This is a genomic window from Devosia sp. Leaf64 (assembly GCF_001421945.1).
In the GTDB taxonomy this organism is placed as follows: Bacteria; Pseudomonadota; Alphaproteobacteria; order Rhizobiales; family Devosiaceae; genus Devosia.
Window position 1 is genome coordinate 1 of the sequence record NZ_LMLO01000002.1, and the last position, 21,644, is coordinate 21,644.

Sequence of the window (21,644 nt, forward strand, 5' to 3'; positions counted from 1 at the left end):
CCAAGGGCCAATCGATCGCCCTCCCGGAACCAATCTCGCACACTTTCAACAGACAAGGGCCAGCGCGGGAGCCACCAATTTTGTGCGTGCGGCAAGCGACCCTCGGGTCAAGCCCGAGGGAAGAACGGTGGGTGAGGGGCCGCAATGACCCCCGAGGAACACTCCCAAATCAAACCCCCGCCTTGAACCACCCGCCCCCAAGCAGTTCCCGCCCGCCATGCCGGCTGAGCTTGTCCCGTAAAACCTTGAGGTCCGCCGGGCTCAAATCCCCAGCGCCGGTCACCGCCACCCAGCCCTCAAAATAATCCTGCGGCGCATAAACATGCCCAAAACCAATGGAGGCCGTCTGCGCCAGCGCCATGTCGAGCGCCAATTGAAGGAAGGTGACGACCGGATACCAGTTGAGCAGCGGCGAAACCGAAGGTGCCCGTTCCCCACTCAGCCATAGCGGCTCGCGATAGGGCAGGGACCAATCGAAGAATACGATCGGGTCGGAGGGATATTGCAGATAGACGATGCGGATCGGCCCCCAGGACGCCGTGCCCTCCAGATCGATCGCGCTATTGGCAAAGCGCACCGTCGTACCCTGTCCAATCCGCGGCAACCAGATCGGCGAGCCGGGATCGCGATTGGCCACCGTGCTGCGCCAGGTTGCGCTCGCAAAGGGCGGTCCTACCCAAAGCGCGCCATCGAATGGATCTGCCAAGACATCATAAATCGAGGTCGACGCGGCAGAACTATAGGCGCCTAAGCTGAGGCCATGGAGATAAAGGCTGGGTCGACTGTCCCTCGGCATCGCCGTCCAGCGCTCATAAACCGCGTTGAACAGTGCTCGCGCCGTTTCGACCCCCACATCGGGTTCCGAAACCAGCGACAGCCAGCTCGTAAGATACGAATATTGCACCGCTACGCTCGCCACATCGCCGCCATGCAAAATTTCGAGCGTATCGATCGCCGCCGGCTCCACCCAGCCCGTCCCGACCGGCATGATCAGCACAAGCACCTTGCGGTCAAACGCCCCGACCCGGTCCATTTCCCGTACAGCCAGGGCTGCCCGGTCTTCCGGCGCATCGGCCGAGCGCAGCCCGACATAGACCCGAAGCGGCGTTTCAGCCGCCTTGCCCGTCAGCGCGGTAATTTCCTCGGGCGTCGGTCCCGTTTCGACATAGACCCGCGCATCGATCCCGATCGTGTCCCAAGGCACCAGCGATTGCGCACTCCCTGATTTGAGAGTGTCCGTCGGCGCCGGTTCGGTGATGCCCACCAACCGGTCGAAATTGCCATAAAAGCGGTCAGCCGAATAAAGCAGCCCACGCGCCACGACGCCATCGCCGATCATTGCCGTGAGCAGGCCCACGAGCACCATGGCACCAACCAACGCCACCCGCCGTGGGATCAGCCGACCCATCCAGCGCGCCAGCACCCGCACCCCGGCAACGAGCAGCGTCCCGAACCCGACCAGCAGCGCCGCGGGCAGGACAGCCACCAGCGCCACGAGCAGCGGTTGGGTCGCCTCGATCGGCGCTCCGCCCATCCCCGATCGGATCGAATTCTGCCAGCCGGTCCAGAACCAGAGGAAGCTGATAGTGAGCACAAGGCAAAGGATCGCACAGGCCCGCCCCACCCAGCGCGCCACGCGCCGGTTCGGCCAGCGCAGCTCGAGAAAATTCCACAGCCATTCGAGAAAGACCCCGATGCCATAGCCGGCAGCAAAGGCACAACCGGAGAGGATCCCCTGTACCAGCACATTGCGCGGAATAAGCGATGGGGTCAGCGAGAGCGCGGCAAACAACAGGCCAAAAAGCCAGCCACCGGCGGAAAGCGCGTCGAGCCGGCGATAAACGAATCGCCGGACGCGTCGTCCGGCATCGCCCCACGACGCTGGCTGCGACGGATTGGTTTCGCTCGGGAGATCTAAGTCGGATCGGGTCGGCAAGAAGGCGTGCCTGGGGTGAATTCGTCGCCACTATAGGGGAGCGACCGGCCGTGACAACCGCCGAACACCCAAACCATAACGCGAAACGGCTTGAAAGCGTCTCGATGCTAACGGAATGCTACCGATTTGAGGGGAATTGGTGGAGCCTAGCGGGATCGAACCGCTGACCTCTTGCATGCCATGCAAGCGCTCTCCCAGCTGAGCTAAGGCCCCATTCAATGGGTGCTTCAGGGGCAGTGCCCGGTTGAAGCGAGGCGGAACCTAGAGGATGATTCCGAGAGAAGCAAGTGCCTAAATGACACTTTTTTCATCCGCCGGGGAAAACCTCCCCCAGCGGAAAACATGAATGAAATCAGCGGTCTTCGTCGTCGCCGACTTCAAAACCCAGGCCGTCGTCGGCGTCGTCGTCTTCCTCTTCGAGGAACACGTCTTCTTCGTCGTCGCCCAGCTCTTCGTCGACCTCGACGTCGTCGACATCTGGAATTTCTTCCTCGCCACTCTCTTCGGCGTCAGCATCTTCGAGGCTGACGATTTCGGGGGCGTTGGTATCTTCGACTTCTTCTTCTTCCTCGGCCTCATCTTCGTCGTCTATCTTGCGCGAAGCCGTAGCTTTTCCGGTCGCAAGGGTGTCGAAGTAGGAGCGGGGATAAGACTTGCCGGAATAGGGCGAGACGATCGGATCCATGTTGAGATCGTAGAACTTCTTGCCGGTATCAGGGTCGGTACGCTTTGTACCGCGTTCGGAGTTGGCCATTCACATGCCTCACACGAAGGGAAATTGCTTTCGGTCGGCCGCCGCGGCCCAACCAGATATTCGGCCAGTGCGGTAAGGCGCAATGGCGGTCTCTGTCAAATCGAAAATGCGCGTGCGCCCAAGGCTGGCCCCGCCCGCCGCCGCCGTGTTAAGCCCGTTTCGGAATTCTAGCGTGGCGGGGTTGCGGCAATGATCATAGCGGTGGATGGCCCAGCGGCATCGGGCAAGGGGACTTTGGCTCTAGGTCTCGCCCGCCACTACGGGCTCCCCCATCTCGATACCGGGCTTCTCTACCGCGCCGTCGGCGTGGCGTCCCAAGCTTATGAGAACACTGATCAATTCGATTCCGAAGCCATAGCCGCCGCCCGCGCTCTCGATGCTACCCAACTCACCGATATCGAGACCCTGACGAGTAGCGAGGCTGGTAGTCTTGCGTCTAAAGTCGCCGTCATCGCCGAGGTCCGCCGCGCCCTTTTCGACTTCCAGCGCTCCTTTGCGCTGCAAGCTGGCGGCGCCGTTCTCGATGGTCGCGATATCGGCACGAAAATCTGCCCGGACGCTGATGTAAAGCTCTTCATCCAGGCCGACAGCAAGGCGCGGATGGAGCGCCGGGCGCGCCAGTTCGAATCCCGCGGCCGGACAGTTGATCGCTATGCGCTCTTTCACCAGATCGAAGAGCGCGACGCCCGAGACATGCTCAATCCCAATGGTGGCTTCTATAAAGCTGATGACGCGCACTTGCTCGATACGACGCAACTGAGTATAGAGGCCGCACTCCGCGCTGCCATCGCGATTGTCGACAAGTCCATGGCGCTCAAGGCAGGGGAACATTCGTTCTCCTAATTTCCTCCTTGGGTCTTCTGGCTAAGGCAATCATTTCAACCGCTGGCCCGGATCCCGACTAAAAGATCATCCTGTTTTCCAGAAGCGGTGCTCCGTGCGCCGGCTTTGGCATTTTCGCTGAAGCGGACCCGTTTCGAAACAGGATCAGCAACCCTCAACGACCGGCGCAACGGAGAAAAAGTTTGGCACAGCAAACTGTGACTAAAGACGATTTTGAATCGATGCTGCTCGACTCCTTTGTCGACAACGACGCCGCTGAAGGCACCGTTGTTCGTGGCAAAGTCGTCGCCATCGAAAAAGACCTGGCGATCATCGACGTCGGTCTGAAGACTGAAGGCCGCGTTCCGCTCAAGGAATTCGGTCAGGCGTTCCGTGACGGCCAGATCGTCATCGGCTCGGAAGTCGAGGTCTATGTCGACCGCGTCGAAAACGCCATGGGCGAAGCCGTTCTCTCGCGCGAAAAAGCGCGCCGCGAAGAGAGCTGGGTCAAGCTCGAAGAAAAGTACAACGCCAATGAGCGCGTTGAAGGCACGATCTTCAATCAGGTCAAGGGTGGGTTCACCGTCGATCTCGAAGGCGCCGTGGCCTTCCTGCCGCGTTCGCAGGTCGACATCCGTCCGATCCGCGATATCGCTCCGCTCATGAACGTGCCGCAGCCGTTCCAGATCCTCAAGATGGACAAGCGTCGCGGCAATATCGTCGTTTCGCGTCGTGCCATTCTCGAAGAATCGCGCGCCGAACAGCGTTCGGAAATCGTCCAGCAGCTCGAAGAGGGCCAGGTTGTCGACGGCGTGGTCAAGAACATCACCGATTACGGTGCGTTCGTTGATCTCGGCGGCATCGACGGCCTGCTGCACGTCACCGATATCGCATGGCGTCGCGTCAACCATCCGTCCGAAGTGCTCACGATTGGCGAGACCATCAAGGTCCAGATCGTTCGCATCAACCACGAGAGCCACCGTATCTCGCTGGGCATGAAGCAGCTCCAGGCTGATCCATGGGAAGGCATCGAAGCCAAGTACCCGATCGGCGCGAAGTTCTCTGGCCGCGTGACCAACATCACCGACTACGGCGCATTCGTCGAACTGGAACCAGGCATCGAAGGCCTGATCCACGTTTCGGAAATGAGCTGGACCAAGAAGAACGTCCACCCCGGCAAGATCGTCTCGACCAGCCAGGAAGTCGACGTGGTCGTGCTCGAAGTCGATCCCGACAAGCGTCGTATCTCGCTTGGTCTCAAGCAGACCCTGCAGAACCCGTGGGAAGCTTTCGCCGAGAAGAACCCGATCGGCTCGACCATCGAAGGCGAAGTCAAGAACAAGACCGAATTCGGCCTGTTCATTGGCCTCGAAGGCGATGTGGACGGCATGGTTCACCTCTCCGATCTCGATTGGCAGAAGTCGGGCGAAATCGCTCTCGACGACTACAACCGTGGTGACATGGTTTCGGCCAAGGTTCTCGACGTCGATGTCGAAAAGGAACGTATCTCGCTCGGTATCAAGCAGCTTGCTGCTGACGACCTTGCAGACAACACCGCCAGCGCCAGCGGCGAACAGGGTGGCCTTCGCAAGAACGCCGTCGTGACGACCGAAGTCATCGAAGTCAACGAAGGCGGCATCGAAGTGCGCATCGCCGACAGCGAAGTCACGGCCTTCATCCGTCGCGCCGACCTCAGCCGCGATCGTAACGACCAGCGTCCGGAACGTTTCTCCAAGGGCGAAAAGGTCGACGCACGCGTCACCCAGTACGACCGTAAGACCGGCCGCATCCAGCTCTCGATCAAGGCGCTCGAAATCGCCGAAGAACGCGAAGCCGTTGCGAACTTCGGTTCCTCGGATTCGGGTGCTTCGCTCGGCGACATCCTCGGCGCTGCTCTCAAGGGCCGCGACGACAAGTAAGCCTTGGGCTTATTGACCAATCCTTCGGCCCGCGCTTTTTAGCGCGGGCCGTTTTGTTAAAAGGGACCACACCCATGCGATTTCGCGACGTCGCCTGGCGCGCCATGAGCGGCTATGATCTCGAGTCGGTCTTTGCCATTGCCAACAAGGTCCATCCGGGCTTCTTCGAGGCCGAAGAGGTTTTGACCGAAAAGCACACCCTCTATCGCCACGGCTGCTATATTCTCGAGGTCGCCGAAAAACCGGCGGGCTATGTTCTCAGTCATCCCTATCGTCGCGGCGAACTGCCTGCGCTCAACACGCTTCTGGGCAGCTTGCCCGAAGAGGCCGATAGTTTTTACATCCACGACCTCGCGCTGCTGCCCCTTGCTCGCGGCATTGGCGCGGCCGGGCAGATCGTAGCTGCTCTGACCAAGCATGCCGAGGCCATGGGCTTTGCCAGCATTGGCCTCGTTGCGGTCAATGGCTCCGTACCCTTTTGGGAAAAACAGGGTTTCGTCACCGAAGACCGCCCGGAATTGGCCAAGAAACTTGGCGCCTATGAGGATGCGGCGCGGTACATGACCAAGACGCTTTAAGCGGCATCAAAAATCAGCCGCCTCTCTGGCTGTTTCGTCCAAGCCGTGTATGGTCACGCCGACTTCGCTTGGGACAATGCCGTGACCGATCTTCCTCCTTCCAGCGCCCATGAAGCGCTCGCCGCTGACACCTATCGCCGGTCGCGGGGGCTTTGGCGCGTTTTGGCGCTGGTGGCAGCCGTTATCGCAGTGCTCGCCATGACAGCACGTTTCGCCATGCCGGGGCAGGGGGCTGGGGATGTCATCGCTCGCGTCACCATCGATGGTCTCATCACCACCAATGCCGAGCGTCAGGCCCTCTTCGAGCACTTGCTTGAGGACGACACCGTAAAAGCCGTTGTCGTCGCCATCAATTCGACCGGCGGCACTACGGCCGGTGGTGAAGAACTCTATGAGGCACTTCGCCGCCTGAGCGACAAAAAGCCGACCGTCTCGGCCATCAACGAATTCGGCGCCTCTGCCGCCTATATGACCGCCATTGGCACCGACCGGATTTTTGCGCGCCGCCTATCCATCGTTGGCTCGATCGGCGTCCTCTATCAACACGTCAATGCCGGCAAACTGCTCGATACCATTGGCATCGACCTCGATAAGGTCGCATCGGGCCCCCTCAAGGCCGAACCCGACAATGACGAGCCGCTGGAAGGCGCGGCCCGTGTCTCGCTCAACGAACTGGTGCAGGACAGCTTTGCCTGGTTTGTCGATATCGTTGCCGAGCGACGCGATATGCCGCGTCCGGCGGCCCTTGCGCTGGCCGATGGCCGCATTGTCACCGGCCGCGTCGCCCTTGACGCAGGTTTGATCGATGCGATCGGTGGCGAACTGGAAGCCATTGATTGGCTCGTCAAGGAGCGCGAAGTCCCCGAAAAGCTTGCCGTGGTCGATGTCTGGCCGCAACCCGAGGACGGATTTGGCTGGGCCGGACGTCTTTTGGGCGGTTCGGCACGTGCGGCACTCGGTCTTTCGCCTGATGGTCCTGTCGTGCTTGACGGTTTGGTCTCGCTTTGGCAGTTTGGGCCAAAGCCCTGAGCCATGGGCATTCGCATTGGAGACCGGAGCCTTCCATGATCAAGTCTGAACTTGTCGAGAAGCTCGCTGCAGAAAATCCTCATCTGTTCCAGCGCGATATCGAAAATATCGTCAATGCCATCCTGGATCAGGTCGGCGACGCCATGGCGCGCGGCGACCGGGTAGAGCTGCGCGGCTTTGGCGCCTTTTCGGTAAAAAACCGCCCCGCGCGCGTCGGACGCAACCCGCGCACGGGTGAACAGGTTGAAGTCGAAGAAAAGTATGTGCCGCAATTTAAGGCTGGCAAGGAAATCCGCGAACGGCTCAATCGCGAATAATCGCGCTCCCGTTGCGGACGAAAAGGTAGTTCGGATTACTGCATGATCAGCAAGATTGTCGGTTGGCTGGTTCTGGTGCCGCTCTGCCTTGTGCTGGTGGCCTTTGCGCTTGCCAATCGCCAGCTCGTTGCGATCAATCTCAATCCGTTCGGTGCTCCGGCTGATGCCAGTACGGCTGGCTATGGCATTCCGCTCTTTGTGATTCTCTATATCGTGCTCTTGGTCGGCGTGCTGCTTGGTGGCACCGCGACCTGGTTTGCTCAAGGCGAGCACCGCAAGCGCGAGCGCCAGTGGCGCCGCGAAGCGCAGGCACTCAATCAGGAACTGGAAAACCAGCGGCGACGCCAAGCCCAGGCGACGCCAGCAGCGCTTTCCGAAGTGGATGAAATCCTGGACCTGCGGTGACCGGTCGGCGCTGCTCGTCCATTTCAAAACTTCCGACCCCTAGAGTTTCGCCAACACGATGGCCGACCCCCTGATCGTCAAAATCTGCGGCATTAAAACGCTCGACATGCTGGATGTGGCCATTGCCGCAGGTGCCGACATGATCGGCTTCATGCATTTTGCCCGCTCGCCGCGCCATGTCGGCATCGAGCAATTGGGTGAACTGATCTCCGCCTCGCGCGGCCGTGTCGAAAGCTGTGTCGTTCTCGTTAATCCCGACAATAGCTGTGTCGCCGAAGTTGCTGCACTTGGGCCCGATTGGATCCAGCTTCATGGGCCGGAAACCCCGCACCGCGTCGAGGCCATTCGTGCCGAAGCCGGCGTCGAGATCATGAAAGCCCTCCCCATCGGCTCTGCCGATGATGTGGCCCAGGTCGCCGCTTTTGCCGAGGTCGCCGATCGCATCCTCCTCGATGCCAAGCCGCCAAAAGGCGCCGACCGCCCGGGCGGTTTGGGCGAAAGCTTCGATTGGTCACTGCTCAAGGCGCTTGACCCATCCATCCCCTTCATGCTTTCCGGTGGCCTGAAGCCGGACAACGTCGCCGAGGCCATCAGGAACGTCGCACCCTTTGGGGTCGATGTGTCTTCCGGGGTGGAGCGGGCGCCCGGCGAAAAAGACAAGAGGCTGGTCGAAGCGTTCATCCGCAACTCACGGTCAGCCAGTTAGAAGTCGTCGGCCGGGTTATGCTCGGCGGCGCCGAGAGGATCCAAATGGACGGCATCAATTCCCTGCGCAACGGCCCGGATGAGCATGGCCGCTTCGGTCTTTATGGCGGGCGTTTCGTTGCTGAAACGCTCATGCCGCTCATTCTCGATCTCGAAAAGGAATACCGGGCGGCCAAGGTCGACCCGGAATATCTCGCCGAACTCAAGAACCTTGCGACCCACTATACCGGCCGCCCCAGCCCGCTCTATTTTGCCGAACGGCTGACCGAGCATCTGGGCGGCGCCAAGGTTTGGTTCAAGCGCGAAGAGCTCAACCACACCGGCTCGCACAAGATCAACAATTGCCTCGGCCAGATTCTGCTGGCCAAGCGCATGGGCAAGACCCGCATCATTGCCGAAACCGGCGCCGGCCAGCATGGCGTGGCGACGGCGACGGTCTGCGCCAAATTCGATCTGCCCTGTACCATCTTCATGGGCGCGACGGACGTTGAGCGCCAGATGCCGAATGTCTTGCGCATGAAAATGCTCGGCGCCGAAGTGCGTCCGGTGACGGCGGGGGCAGGAACCCTCAAGGACGCGATGAACGAAGCGCTTCGCGATTGGGTCACCAATGTCGAATCGACCTATTATCTCATCGGCACCGCCGCTGGCCCGCATCCCTATCCGGAAATGGTCCGAGACTTCCAATCGGTTATCGGCACCGAATTGAAAGAGCAGTTCCGCGAACGCGAAGGCAAATTGCCCGATGCGGTCGTCGCCTGCGTCGGCGGTGGCTCCAACGCCATCGGCACTTTCCACGCTTTCCTCGATGATCCTGAGGTGGCTATTTATGGCGCAGAAGCCGGTGGCCATGGCATCGACATCGAAAACGGCCATGCCGCTTCGATGACGGGCGGCCGCCCCGGCGTCCTCCACGGCAACCGCACCTATCTGCTGCAGGACGATGACGGCCAAATCCTTGAAGGCCATTCAATCTCTGCAGGCCTTGATTATCCCGGCGTCGGTCCCGAGCACTCTTATCTGCATGACACCAAGCGCGTCACGTATGCGCCGATCACGGATACCGAAGCGCTCGAAGCGTTCCAGCTCTGCACGAAGATGGAAGGGATCATTCCGGCGCTCGAAAGCGCTCATGGCTTGGCTCAGGTCATGAAACTCGCGCCCACGATGACGAAAGACCAATCCGTCGTCCTCTGCCTTTCAGGCCGCGGCGATAAGGACGTCGAAAGCGTCGGCAAATATCTGGGACTTTTGAAATAATGACGACCCGCATCGACCGCGTTTTCGCCTCTGCGAAAGAGGCCAATCGTCCTGTGCTCGCTGCCTATGTCATGGGTGGCGATCCTGATCTGGCGACCGGCCAGGCCATCATGAACGCCCTGCCGCAGGCGGGCGCCGACATCATCGAACTGGGCCTGCCCTTTTCCGATCCCATGGCCGATGGTGTCGCGATCCAGATGGGTGGGCAACGTGCCCTCGCCGCTGGTCAGACGCTGCGTGGCGTCCTCGGTATGGTCGAAGAATTCCGCCGCAAGGACGAAACGACCCCGATCGTCCTGATGGGTTACTACAACCCCATCTATGTCTTCGGCGTCGACAAATTCCTCACAACCGCTCGCGAAGCTGGTGTCGATGGCCTGATCATCGTTGATTTGCCAGCCGAAGAAGATGTCGAACTCTGCATGCCCGCACTCAAGGCGGGTATCAATTTCATCCGCCTGACGACGCCCACGACTGACGATGCGCGCCTGCCCCTCGTGCTCGAAAACACCTCGGGCTTTGTCTACTACGTCTCGATGAACGGCACGACCGGCGCAGTCATCAAGTCGCGCGCTGCCGTCGGTGAATCGGTCCAGCGCATCAAGGCGCATACCGCACTACCTGTCATCGTCGGGTTCGGGATCAAGACCGCCGATGATGCCGCCGAAATGGGCCGCCATGCCGACGGCATTGCGGTTGGTACCGTCATCGTCGATGCCGTGGCCAAGTCGCTCGTCGATGGCAAAGCCACTGACAAGACCGTCAGCGCCGTCCGCGACCTGGTCGCCGACCTTGCCGCCGGCCTCAAGCGGGCGCGGGCATAAGGCGCGGAGCCGCTGTGCATAGCGCGGCTCTTGCCTTTGCCGTACCCCGCCTCACCTGATAAGAATTGCCACAATTGACGTTTAGGTGACGCCAAATGAGCGCCACCAAACGCTCTTGAGATCATCGCGAAAGGCCGCGCCATGAACTGGATCGACAATTTCGTCCGCCCAAAAATCCGCTCGTTCCTCAACACCAAGCGGGACACGCCGGAAAACCTTTGGGTGAAGGATCCGGAATCAGGCGAGATGGTGTTTTACCGCGATCTCGAGGCCAATCAGTGGGTGGTTCCCAATTCGGGCTACCACATGAAGATCAAGCCGACCGACCGGCTGGCGACGTTCCTCGATGATGGCGCTTATGACATTGTCCCATCGCAGTCGGCTGTGGCCGATCCGCTAAAATTCCGCGCCCAGAAGCGCTATGTCGATCAGCTCAAGGAAAATCGCGCCAAGACCGGCTATGACGATTCAGTCCTGGTTGCGACCGGCAAGCTCTATCAGCGCCCCGTGACTGTTGCTGTGCAGGATTTCGATTTCCTCGCTGGCTCTCTCGGCATGGCCGCCGGCCAAGCAATCGTCACCGGCCTTGAAACCGCTGTCGAGCGCAAGACGCCGTTCATTCTCTTTGTCGCTTCCGGCGGCGCGCGCATGCAGGAAGGCGTCTTGTCGCTGATGCAGATGCCGCGCACCACCGTGGCCGTGCTGCGCCTCCGTGAGGCTGGACTGCCGTTCTTCGTCGTCTTGACCAATCCGACGACCGGTGGCGTCACCGCATCCTATGCCATGCTGGGCGACGTGCATCTGGCCGAACCCGGTGCACTCATCGGCTTTGCCGGCCAGCGCGTTATCGAGCAGACCATTCGCGAAAAGCTCCCCAAAGGATTCCAGCGCTCGGAATATCTCTATCAACATGGCATGGTCGACATGGTCGTCCATCGTCACAACCTGCGCTCGACCATTGGTTCGCTTGCCGGCATCCTGACGCGCGCTCCGGCCAATGAGGAACTTTCGGGTTCGGCCGGCAGAGCCATAGCTGCTCAGGCAAGCGTTCGCGATGCTGCCGTTGCCGCTGAAGGCGATGATGATCTGGTGCAAGCTGCCGCGCATGCGGAATAGGGTCTTTACCCGCACTTAACGGCCTTAGCCTAACTTTCCCGCACAACCGTTCGGCCTTCTACGAGGCCGAACTGCCTATGGGGGAAGCTTTATGCGCCGATTTACTCTGCCGATCGCCCGTAAATTGCCATTGGCCCTTTTGGGCTCGGCTCTGCTTGTCAGCATCGGTGTCGGTCTTGCGAGTTACCTGATCGGTTCGCAGGCGCTCCGCACCTCGGCGGAAAATACGCTCGAAACCCTCGCTTCCGAACGCGCTCGCGCCGTCTCGTCTTACATTGCCGGCGTCGAAGAAGACCTGAGCGCAACCTCGCGCTCCGCCGATACCCAGCAGGCCCTCCGTGATTTCGCCGGCGCCTGGTTGCAGTTCAAGGTCGATCCGACTGCCGAAGTTCGAAAACTCTATGTCGATGATAATCCCAATAAGGACAATCTCTCGGCGCTCGATACGCTTGGCACAACCGGCGCCTATGATGTTACCCACACCCGCTTCCACCCGGCCTTCCGCAACAAGGTAACCGCGCGCGGCTACGCCGATTTTTACCTGATGGATTTGAAGGGGTTCGTTGTCTACTCCTTCGACAAGAATCAGGAGTTCGGCACGACCCTTGCCGAAGGCGGTCCGCTCGCCACGACTGGCCTCGGCCGCGTCTATCAACAAGCCCTCGCCATCGAAAGCGACACCGATATCGCGGTGTCCGATTACGAAGCCTATGCGCCATCTGCCGGCAAGCCAGCGAGTTTCTTTGCCAAGCCCGTGTTCAACGCTCAGGGCCGCAAGATCGGCGTCGTCGCCTTCCAGTTGCCGTCGCAACTGATCGACGGTGTCGTTGGCGACCGCACCGGCCTCGGTGAAACCGGAGAAGTCATCGTCGTGGGCGCCGATGGCAAGCTGCGCTCCGATTCCATCTTCACGCCCGACAATGACGCGCTGACCGCGAGCTTCACCGGCCCTGTGCTCGATGCCGCTATCTCGGGCCAGCATCCCATCGGCGAATCCAGCGAATACCGCGCAACGCCGATGCTCGTCGCTGCTGCGCCCATCGTCACCAAGGGCGGCACTTGGGCGGCCATTGCCGTCATGGGTCGCGACGAGGTTCTGGCCCCGGTCGCCCAGATGCGCAACATGATGCTTGCCATCGGTGCCGGCCTCCTCGCCGTCGTCGCCGTCCTCAGCCTTCTGTTCTCGCGCTCGATTACTCGTCCCATCACCCGCCTCACCGGCACGATGGAAACTGTCGCTGGCGGCAAATTTGATACAGAAGTGCCCTTCGGCCAGCGCAATGACGAACTCGGCGCCATGGCCCGCGCGGTTGAGGTGTTCCGCGAAAATGGCCGCAAGGTTACCCAGCTCACCGAAGCTGAAGCCGCCCAGGCGATCCGCAATCAGGCTGAACGCGCCGAGATGATGGTCACGCTGCAGCGCGCCTTCGGCGACGTCGTCGACGCCGCAATCGCAGGCGATTTCACCCATCGCGTCGAAGCCCGTTTCCCCGATGCCGAGCTCAATGCATTGGCCCATTCGGTCAATCGCCTCGTCGAAACCGTCGATCGCGGTCTCTCGGAAACCGGCTCGGTGCTCTCGGCCCTCGCTGATACTGACCTGACCCACCGGGTCAATGGCGACTACCAGGGCGCCTTTGCTCGCCTCAAGACCGACACCAATGCCGTGGCCGAACGTCTCGGCGACATCGTCGGCCAGCTGCGCTCCACCTCCGGCACGCTCAAGCGCGCCACTGGCGAAATCCTTTCGGGTGCGAACGATCTCTCCGAGCGCACGACCCGCCAGGCCGCGACGATCGAAGAAACCTCGGCCACCATGGAGCAACTGGCCTCCACCGTGCTCGACAATGCCGCCATGGCAGAAGCCGCCAGCAAGAAGGCTCATGCCGTTTCCCGATCGGCCGAAGAAGGCGGCGAGGTGATGTCCCGCGCCAACCAGGCCATGGGCCGGATCACGCAGTCCTCAGCCAAGATTTCGAACATCATCGGCATGATCGACGACATCGCTTTCCAGACCAACCTTCTGGCCCTAAACGCGTCCGTCGAAGCAGCGCGCGCCGGTGAAGCCGGCAAGGGATTTGCGGTCGTTGCCGTTGAAGTGCGTCGCCTCGCCCAGTCCGCTGCCAGCGCTTCTGCCGACGTGAAGGTCTTGATCGAACAGTCCGCCAGCGAAGTGAAGGGCGGCACCCAGCTCGTTTCCGACGCCGCGGGCAAACTGTCGGGCATGCTCGACGCCATCCGCGAAAACACCGCCGATCTCGAAGCCATCGCCCGCGGCAGCCGTACCCAGGCGTCGGCCATCGAAGAAGTGACCATCGCCGTCCGCCAGATGGACGAAATGACCCAGCACAACGCGGCGCTCGTCGAAGAAACCAACGCCGCCATCGAGCAGACAGAAGGCCAGGCGAGCCAGCTCGACCGCATCGTCGAGCAGTTCACCGTCTCGGCCACACCCGCCCGCGCCGCCGAACCCGCGCCCGCCCGCGGCATCAAGGGCATGCAGGATAAGCTCAAATCCGTCGCCAGCACCTATCTCCGCCGCCCCGCCGGCAATGCCGCGCCAAAGATGGAAGACTGGTCGGAGTTTTAACCCGACGGCAGGCACCTCCTCCCAACCTCCCCCACGAAGGGGGAGGTGCAACATTGCGTTCGGGGCAATTTCTTATCAAGACCACTGGCCTGACACCTCCCTCTTGAAGGGGGAGGTTGGGAGAGGGTGACCTTCTCACCCACCCCTAGACAACCACCCCCTCCGCCGGTTCTATCCCGGCATGGAGAAACAAGACCGATTCCCCGATTGCATGCTCCTCGCCGCGGGCCTCGGCACGCGCCTGCGTCCGCTCACCGACACGATCCCAAAGCCTCTCGTTCCAGTTGCCAGCGTGCCGCTGATCGAGCGCATCATGCGCAATGCTCAGGCTGAGGGCGTCAAACGCTTCGTCGCCAATGCGCATTATCGCGCCGATCAAATCCTTGCCCATTTCGGTGGCCTCATCAAAATCAGCCACGAGGATGAGCTTCTTGGAACCGGCGGTGGCGTCAAGCGCGCACTGCCCATGCTGGTCTCCGATCCCTTCTTCGTCATGAACACCGATGCCTTCTGGGCCGACGGCGCCGATCGCCCGCTCGCAAAAATGCTGGCGCGCTATGAAAGCCCTCACGACATCGTCATCCTCTGCATCCAGCCCCGCCGCGCCACGGGCGTGAGCCGCAGCCACGATTTCTGCCTCGATCCCTCAGGCTTGGTTACGCGCGATTATGGTGCGCCGATCATTTATGGCGGCGTCGCCGTCGTCGGCCGCGCTGTGTTTGACGACACGCCCGATGGCGCGTTTTCCTTCTATGATCTCATGGAAAAGGCCATGGATGACGAGCGTCTGAAGGGCGTCGTGCTCGATGCCGACTGGTACCATGTCGGCGACCCCACCTCGCTCGCCGAAACCGAACGCCGCCTCGGTTCGGCATGAGCCTTTTTTCCATCGCCCCCCACGCGCCCTTCTTGCCCACGCTTGCCGATGCAATCATGGACGGGCGCCTCCTGAGCGGCTGGTTGCAGACGGGCCCATTCTGGCTCAGCGACGTCACCGTGATCCTGCCCACGCAGCGCGCCCGGCAATCGCTCGCCGAATGTCTTGCGGCCCATCCGCGCTTCACCGGGCTCCTCCCAGATATCCGCACCTTTGGCGGCGATGAGAGCGACGAAGAGCCGTTCCTTCCACCGTTCGACGCGCCGCCGACCCTGCCGCCCGCCAGCCTCGTGCAGCGCCGGCTTATCCTTTCCCGGCTCGTAGCCGCCTGGGCCCATAGCCCCGCCGGTGGCCAGGCCTTTGCCTCGCCCCCGACGGCCGCCGAAATCTTTTCCATGGCCGATTCACTCGCTGCAGTGTTCGACGACCTTGCCATCGCCGAGACCGGCGTGACCGAACTGCGGACCCTCGGCGAAACCCTTGGCCCAGAGCTCGGCGCCTATTGGCAGCAGACGCTGCAGTTTCTCGACATCGCGCTCAGCGCCTGGCCCTCCATGCTGGACGATCTTGGCCGCGCCGATCCCTCAACCCTGCGCGGCACTCGGCTCGATCGCCAGGCCGAAGGCGCGCCGTTCATTTATGGCGATCGGCCCGTCATTGCCGCTGGCTCCACCGGCTCCATTCCCGCCACGGCCCGCCTCCTTCGGGCGATTGAACGCCTGCCGCGCGGCGCTGTCGTCTTGCCCGGTCTCGATACGTCCATGTCGGCCGAAACCCACGCCGCGCTCCTCCGCAGCGAGGAAAGCCCGCATGGCCATCCGCAATATCATCTCGCAAAACTCTTGCGCACGCTCGGCGCCGGTCCGGGTGAGGTGGTCGAGCTCGCGGCTCAAGACCATCCACGGACCCGCCTCATCCACCACGCGCTCGCGCTGACCTCCGAAACCGCCCATTGGTCGCGCGACCGCCTCACCGCTAGCGATCTTGAACAGGCCCTGACCGGCGTCACCATCATCGCCGCCCGACAAGAAGACGAGGAGGCCCGCGCCATCGCGCTTGCCGCCCGCGATGCACTCGCCCGCAAAAAAACCGTCGGTATCATCACGCCCGACCGTAATCTCGCGCGCCGCATCGCCGCCGAACTTGCCCGTTTCGATGTCTATGTGGACGATGCCGCCGGTGCCCCGCTGTTCCAGTCGACCGTCGGTCGCCTTGCCCGCCAGATCCTGACCCTCGCCGTCAATCGCTGCGCCGCCGTCGATCTCGTGGCGCTCCTCCGCAATCGTGCCAGTCTTTTTGGCCGCAGCCGCAAGGAGGTGGCCCAACTCGCCGACGATATCGAACTGGCGCTCCTCCGCGGCCAGCGGCCTGCACCCGGCCTCGATGGCCTGCGCAAAACTCTCGCTGATCACCTGGTCGAGCCACCCAAAAGTGCTGCTCGCAAACTGAACGCGGAAAAGGCCGAAGCAATTACCGCGCTGCTCGACGACATTTCCCGCGCCCTGACCCCGCTTACCAAACTGCTCGATCAGACCCACATCCGCGCCGCCGATCTCGCCGCCGCGATCAACTCTGCCGTCGATGCCGTCGCCGATGGCGCGCCCGTCCGCGGCTGCGATGAACTCCGCGCTTGGGCCGAGGAACTGCAAAAGCACGGCGGGCAGGGACACGCCTTCGCGCCCCAAGGCCTCGATAGCGTCCTCGCCGCGCTCATGAACGGCTTTCAGGTTCGCAATCGGCTCGACCGGCGCGGCGATATCGCCATCTGGGGCCAGATCGAAGCCCGCTTGATGCGGCCGGACCTGACCATTCTCGGCGCGCTCAACGAAGATGTCTGGCCCGAGCCCGCCGATCCCGGCCCCTGGCTCAGCCGCGGCATGCGCCTCGCCGCCGGGCTCGAACCACCCGAGCGCCTGCAGGGCCTCGCCGCCCACGACTTTGCCGAAGCCATGGGCAATGCTGATGTCATCATCGCTTATGCGGATCGCATCGGCACAAGCCCTGCACTGCCCTCGCGCCTCGTCCAGCGGCTCGATGCCTTTGCCGGCGAAGACGCCGCAAAGCTCCTACGTCAGTGCGGCCAAAGCTGGCTCGCTGCGGCCCGCGCGATCGATGCAGTCGAGACAAGCAAACCCGCGACACGCCCCGCGCCCAATCCGCCCGCGCATCTCCGCCCGCGTCGCCTCTCGGTCACCGAGGTCGAAACGCTGATGCGTTCGCCCTATGACCTCTACGCTAAGCACGTGCTGCGCCTGCGCCAGCTCGATCCGCTCGGCAATGTTCCCGACGCCCGCGAGCGCGGTACCATCATCCACGATGCCCTCGCCCGATTCGTCGAAGAGGGGCACGACCCCAACTCGCCAGAGGCCTTCGACACCCTGATGACCATCGCCGCCGATGCCTTTTCCGGCCTTGAAGCTATCGGCGAGCGCCGCGACATCTGGCTCAAACGCTTTGCTACCGCTGCCATGCAGTTCCTCGATTTTGAGCGCAGCCGCGATGCCCGCGTCAAACAGCGCCATGCCGAAATCAAGGGCGACATGCCGCTCTCTCTGGCCGAGCCTTTCCGGATCACGGGCCAAGCCGACCGCGTCGATGAAATGCTCGACGGCACGGTCGAAATTCTCGATTTCAAGACCGGTTCGCCGCCCACTCCGGCTATGATGAAGGCCTTTGAGGCGCCGCAGTTACTGATGGAAGCGGTGATGAGTGGGGCAGGGGCCATGACTGGCCTTGCCGCCGCGCCTGCCAGCGCTCTGACTTATGTGAAGATCGGCCTCGGTCCCGAAGCTTTCGTGCCCACTGAGTTCAAGCCCGGCGATGGCAGGCCGATCATGGAGGCCGCCGACGAGATCAATCGCCGCCTCCAGAGCCATATCGAGCACTTTCTGTTTCGTGACACGCCTATGCCTGCGCGCCTCCTGCCGCTCGCCGGCCAGCGCTTTGCCGGGCCTTACGATCATCTATCCCGCGTCGCCGAATGGACCAGCGTCGACGGCGGGGAGGACGACGCATGAGCGCAGAACGCGGCGACCTCACCGTCCCCTTCGACACCAAAGATGCACAGGGCCGCGCGACGGACCCGAGCCACTCCATCTGGGTTGAGGCCAATGCCGGATCGGGAAAAACCTTCGTCCTCACCCGCCGCGTCTTGCGGCTGCTGCTGGCCGGGGTGAAGCCTGAATCCATCCTTTGTCTCACCTATACCAAAGCCGCCGCCGCCGAGATGCGGAAGCGCGTGTCCAATGAATTGGCGCGCTGGGCCGTCATTGACGATGCGGAACTGCGCGAGACCGTGTTTGGCCTCACCGGCGCCGTCCCCGATACGGACGGGCTCAATGGCGCACGCACGCTTTTTGCCCGCGCCCTTGAAACACCCGGCGGGCTCCGCATCCTCACCATCCACGCCTTCTGCGAAGCCGTGCTCCATCGCTTCCCCATCGAAGCCGGCGTGCCCTTCGATTTCGCCGTCATCGAAGAAGACCAGCAGAGCCAGTTGATCATGGCCGCCCGCGAAAGCGTCCTCGCCGAGGGCCTGCGCGGTGGCGAAAACCGAGCCGCGGTCGAAACGCTCTTCGAACGCCTGAGTGATCATCATATCGGGGAAGCCATTGGCGCTGCCTTGGGGCAAGGCGCACGTCTCAAAGCCCTTCTTGCCGATCCTGAGGCCGCTAAGCAACGGCTGCGAATGCTTGTCGGTGTAGGCAAGGAAAGCGCGGCCGACCTGATCGTTAGCGTCACCGCTGACACATTCCTCGACCCGACCACGCTCCGCCATATCGTCTCGACGCTTGGCGGCGATGCCGCAGGCAACAAGACCTGCGCCGATCTTCTCGCGCGCCTCGATCCCGATCAGCCCGATCCCAATCTCCTCCGCGCCGCCTTCTTCACGGGTACAGGCACTCCGCGCAGCCGCCTGATGGTCAAGAAAGAGCAGGCCGATCACCCCGCCATTTTCGACACCCTGACACGCGAACAGGTTCGGCTCGTCGCCCTCGACACGCGCATCAAAGCCGCCGAACTGGTCGAGCGCAGCGCCGCGGTTCTCGATATTCTCGTTGCCATTGCCAATCGCTACGAAGACGACAAGCGCCGCCACGCGCTGCTCGATTTCGACGATCTCGTCGCCCGCCTCGGCGATCTCTTGGACAATTCGGAAATCGGGCCCTGGGTCCAATACAAGCTCGATGCAGGCATCGAGCATATTCTGGTCGATGAAAGCCAGGATACCAATGATCAGCAATGGCGCGTCGTCCGGGCGCTGGCCGCAGAATTCTTCGTCGGCGAAGGCGCCGCTCGCCGCCCGCGCTCGGTCTTTGCGGTGGGCGATCAGAAGCAGTCGATCTATTCCTTCCAGGGCGCCCAGCCGGCGCTATTCGGCACCACCGGCCACGATTTCGCCCGCCGTGCCGAAGCCGCCGAAATGGCCTTTGCCCGCCTGCCGCTGCATACGAGTTTCCGTACGCTCAAAGGCATTCTCGACGCTGTGGACCGCGTCTGCGCCCGCCCAGACATCCAGCTCGCGCTCCTCGCCGCCGACCCCGTGCTCCACACCGCGGCGCGCAGCCAGGCCGGCGGCGCGGTTACGCTCTGGCCGCCCATCCAGGCGCAAAAATCCGAACTCGGCGACGGCCAGTGGCCGCTGGAGCCGGTGGAAGCAGAACAAAGCGCAGCGCGCCAAGTGGCCCTCCGCATGGCCCGTGAGATCAAGGGCTGGATCGATACGGGGCGCCCCCTTGCCCAGCGCGGCCGGGCCGTGCGCGCCGATGATGTGCTGATCCTCGTCCAATCCCGCAGTGCGCTCTTCCAGGAAATCATCCGCGCCCTGCGCCTTCTCGATGTGCCGACCCCTGGCGCCGATCGACTTGCGGTCACGAGCCATATCGCCATTCTCGATCTCCTCGCGCTGATCGATGTCCTCCTCAACCCCGCCGACGATCTGCAACTGGCCGCGCTTCTCCGCTCCCCGCTCTTCGATTTTTCCGAAGACGATCTTTTCATTCTCGCCAGCACCCGCTCCCAATACCAGAGCCTCTGGTCCGCGCTCCTGGCTTCAAGCAGCCCCGCCGATAGGGCTGCTGCCGAGCGCCTGACGCGCTGGCGCGCCGATCTCGATTTCGAGCGTCCCTTCGAATTTTTGACCGGCGTCCTCTATGCCGATGGCGGCCTCAAACGCTTCCATACGCGCCTCGGCCCCGAGGTGGACGAGGTCCTCTCCGAATTCCTCGAACTGGCCTTGGCCCACGAACAGCGCGAGCAGCCGTCGCTGCAAGGCTTTGCCGCCGACATGCGCAGCCGCAACGTCTCGATCAAGCGCGAATTGGCCGAAGGCGGTGGCGGCGTCCGCGTCATGACCGTCCACGGCGCCAAGGGGCTCGAAGCCCCCATCGTCATCATGGCTGATGCTGCAAGCAAGCCCGACAGCAAGCAGATTGGCAGCCCGGTCTATGTGCTCAATGGCGCACCCGGCCCACTCCTCATCCACGCCGCTAGCCAACGCCAGCATGTCCCCGCGACCCTCGCGCGCAAGGAAGAGATCGACGCCAATCTTGCCCAGGAATATTGGCGAAAACTCTATGTGGCCATGACCCGCGCTGAAGACGAACTCTATGTCACCGGCGCCCTGACCCAGCGCGGCAAGCTCGACGGCACATGGTATGAGGCCATAGAATCAGCGCTCGGCGCAGCGTCCGAGCGCGTCGAGGACGAAAACGGCCTCTCTGCGCTCATCTTCCCGGCGGATCGCCCGACGCCGCTGATCGCCACCGCGACCCAACCCACCAGTGCGCCCAAATCCACCTGGGTCGATCCGCCACCCCTGCCAGATTTCGCGCCACCGCAAATCCTTTCGCCCTCGCGGGCCCATGAAGCCGTCGGCGGCGAACCCGTCCTCGCGACGCTCGCCGAACGCGTGCGCGACGCCGAGACCGCGCGCAAATCCGGCATCGCCCTTCACGCCCTGCTTCAGCACTTAGGCAAGGTTGATCCCGCCCTCTGGCCCAATGTCATTCCGCGCGCGCTCGAAACCCTGCTGCCCGACTTGCCAGTCGAATGGGGTCGCCTGGGTGATAAGGCGCTGTCGATCCTCGACCACCCCGACTTCGCCCCGCTCTTCGGACCCGACAGCCGGGCCGAAGTGGCTTTTCTGGTGCAAGGCACGCGGGGCGGGGAACCAATCCGCCTTGCTGGGCGTATCGATAGGCTTGTGGTTGACGACACCGGGGTAACGGTGATCGACTACAAGTCCGATGCGTCGGCGCCGAAGGAGGCCGCCGGCGTGCCGGCGCGGTACATCACGCAGCTCGGGTTATATGCGCTGGTTGCAAGCCAGCTGTTCCCCGGCCGTCCTGTTAGGGCAGCGATCCTGTGGACAGAGTTGGAATCATTGCTGATTTTGCCCAAAGCCCTGTTGGACGGCGCCACTGCGGATTTCACCCTGCGGTGATCGATCTTGTGCAGAGGCTGGACTCTCCCCAGCTTTGGGAGCAAACAAGCCACCGCTTTCAACCCAA

The 21,644-nt window shown here is 62.3% G+C and carries 16 protein-coding genes and 1 tRNA gene; 14 read left to right on the plus strand and 3 right to left on the minus strand.

Annotated features, from left to right (window positions below; all coding sequences use genetic code 11):
• Positions 1 to 169: 169 nt before the first annotated feature.
• From ASE94_RS00020 to ASE94_RS00030, 3 genes are all read right to left on the minus strand, one after another.
• Positions 170 to 1,936 carry an alpha/beta-hydrolase family protein gene (locus ASE94_RS00020; RefSeq protein WP_062628686.1) on the minus strand — a complete coding sequence of 589 codons (1,767 nt, stop codon included), beginning with the start codon at positions 1,934 to 1,936 and terminating at the stop codon, positions 170 to 172.
• A gap of 137 nt (positions 1,937 to 2,073) precedes the next feature.
• A tRNA-Ala gene (locus tag ASE94_RS00025) sits at positions 2,074 to 2,149 on the minus strand.
• 139 nt (positions 2,150 to 2,288) lie between these two features.
• Complete coding sequence (locus tag ASE94_RS00030; protein ID WP_061908576.1) at positions 2,289 to 2,690, minus strand: TIGR02300 family protein; 402 nt, start codon at positions 2,688 to 2,690, stop codon at positions 2,289 to 2,291.
• A 189-nt stretch (positions 2,691 to 2,879) separates the two neighbouring features.
• On the opposite strand from ASE94_RS00030, the gene ASE94_RS00035 reads away from it, so the two are divergent.
• The 14 genes from ASE94_RS00035 to addA all read left to right on the plus strand — a co-directional run bounded on the left by ASE94_RS00035 (position 2,880) and on the right by addA (position 21,577).
• Positions 2,880 to 3,533 carry a (d)CMP kinase gene (locus ASE94_RS00035; protein WP_062628687.1) on the plus strand — a complete coding sequence of 218 codons (654 nt, stop codon included), beginning with the start codon at positions 2,880 to 2,882 and terminating at the stop codon, positions 3,531 to 3,533.
• A 143-nt stretch (positions 3,534 to 3,676) separates the two neighbouring features.
• Entirely contained in the window at positions 3,677 to 5,431 is a 1,755-nt protein-coding gene (rpsA, locus tag ASE94_RS00040; RefSeq protein WP_082460678.1) for a 30S ribosomal protein S1, read from the plus strand.
• Between the two features lie 74 nt (positions 5,432 to 5,505).
• Entirely contained in the window at positions 5,506 to 6,009 is a 504-nt protein-coding gene (locus tag ASE94_RS00045) for a GNAT family N-acetyltransferase (RefSeq protein ID WP_062628689.1), read from the plus strand.
• An 81-nt stretch (positions 6,010 to 6,090) separates the two neighbouring features.
• Positions 6,091 to 7,038 carry a signal peptide peptidase SppA gene (gene sppA / locus ASE94_RS00050; RefSeq protein ID WP_156351709.1) on the plus strand — a complete coding sequence of 316 codons (948 nt, stop codon included), beginning with the start codon at positions 6,091 to 6,093 and terminating at the stop codon, positions 7,036 to 7,038.
• Positions 7,039 to 7,073: 35 nt separating this feature from the next.
• A complete protein-coding gene (locus ASE94_RS00055) occupies positions 7,074 to 7,355 on the plus strand; it encodes an integration host factor subunit beta (RefSeq protein WP_061908580.1) in 282 nt (93 codons plus the stop codon).
• A gap of 42 nt (positions 7,356 to 7,397) precedes the next feature.
• Complete coding sequence (locus ASE94_RS00060) at positions 7,398 to 7,760, plus strand: lipopolysaccharide assembly protein LapA domain-containing protein (protein WP_061908581.1); 363 nt, start codon at positions 7,398 to 7,400, stop codon at positions 7,758 to 7,760.
• 58 nt (positions 7,761 to 7,818) lie between these two features.
• Entirely contained in the window at positions 7,819 to 8,466 is a 648-nt protein-coding gene (locus ASE94_RS00065; protein ID WP_062628691.1) for a phosphoribosylanthranilate isomerase, read from the plus strand.
• A 44-nt stretch (positions 8,467 to 8,510) separates the two neighbouring features.
• Positions 8,511 to 9,725 (plus strand): tryptophan synthase subunit beta, encoded by a 1,215-nt coding sequence (gene trpB, locus ASE94_RS00070; protein WP_062628958.1) that lies wholly within the window; start codon positions 8,511 to 8,513, stop codon positions 9,723 to 9,725.
• Complete coding sequence (gene trpA / locus ASE94_RS00075) at positions 9,725 to 10,549, plus strand: tryptophan synthase subunit alpha (protein WP_062628692.1); 825 nt, start codon at positions 9,725 to 9,727, stop codon at positions 10,547 to 10,549. Before trpB ends, trpA begins: the two co-directional genes overlap by 1 nt.
• Positions 10,550 to 10,690: 141 nt before the next feature.
• Entirely contained in the window at positions 10,691 to 11,665 is a 975-nt protein-coding gene (gene accD, locus ASE94_RS00080) for an acetyl-CoA carboxylase, carboxyltransferase subunit beta (RefSeq protein ID WP_062628693.1), read from the plus strand.
• Positions 11,666 to 11,756: 91 nt separating this feature from the next.
• Positions 11,757 to 14,255 carry a methyl-accepting chemotaxis protein gene (locus tag ASE94_RS21360; RefSeq protein WP_082460680.1) on the plus strand — a complete coding sequence of 833 codons (2,499 nt, stop codon included), beginning with the start codon at positions 11,757 to 11,759 and terminating at the stop codon, positions 14,253 to 14,255.
• Between the two features lie 211 nt (positions 14,256 to 14,466).
• On the plus strand, positions 14,467 to 15,132 hold the full coding sequence (locus tag ASE94_RS00090) for a nucleotidyltransferase family protein (RefSeq protein WP_162236017.1): 666 nt from the start codon (positions 14,467 to 14,469) through the stop codon (positions 15,130 to 15,132).
• The gene (addB, locus tag ASE94_RS00095; protein ID WP_062628696.1) at positions 15,129 to 18,149 is read left to right on the plus strand and encodes a double-strand break repair protein AddB; all 3,021 of its coding nucleotides are present in this window, start codon (positions 15,129 to 15,131) and stop codon (positions 18,147 to 18,149) included. The genes ASE94_RS00090 and addB overlap by 4 nt, the downstream gene beginning before the upstream one ends.
• Positions 18,146 to 21,577, plus strand: coding sequence for a double-strand break repair helicase AddA (gene addA, locus ASE94_RS00100; RefSeq protein ID WP_062628697.1), 3,432 nt, complete (start codon positions 18,146 to 18,148; stop codon positions 21,575 to 21,577). The genes addB and addA overlap by 4 nt, the downstream gene beginning before the upstream one ends.
• Positions 21,578 to 21,644: the final 67 nt, after the last annotated feature.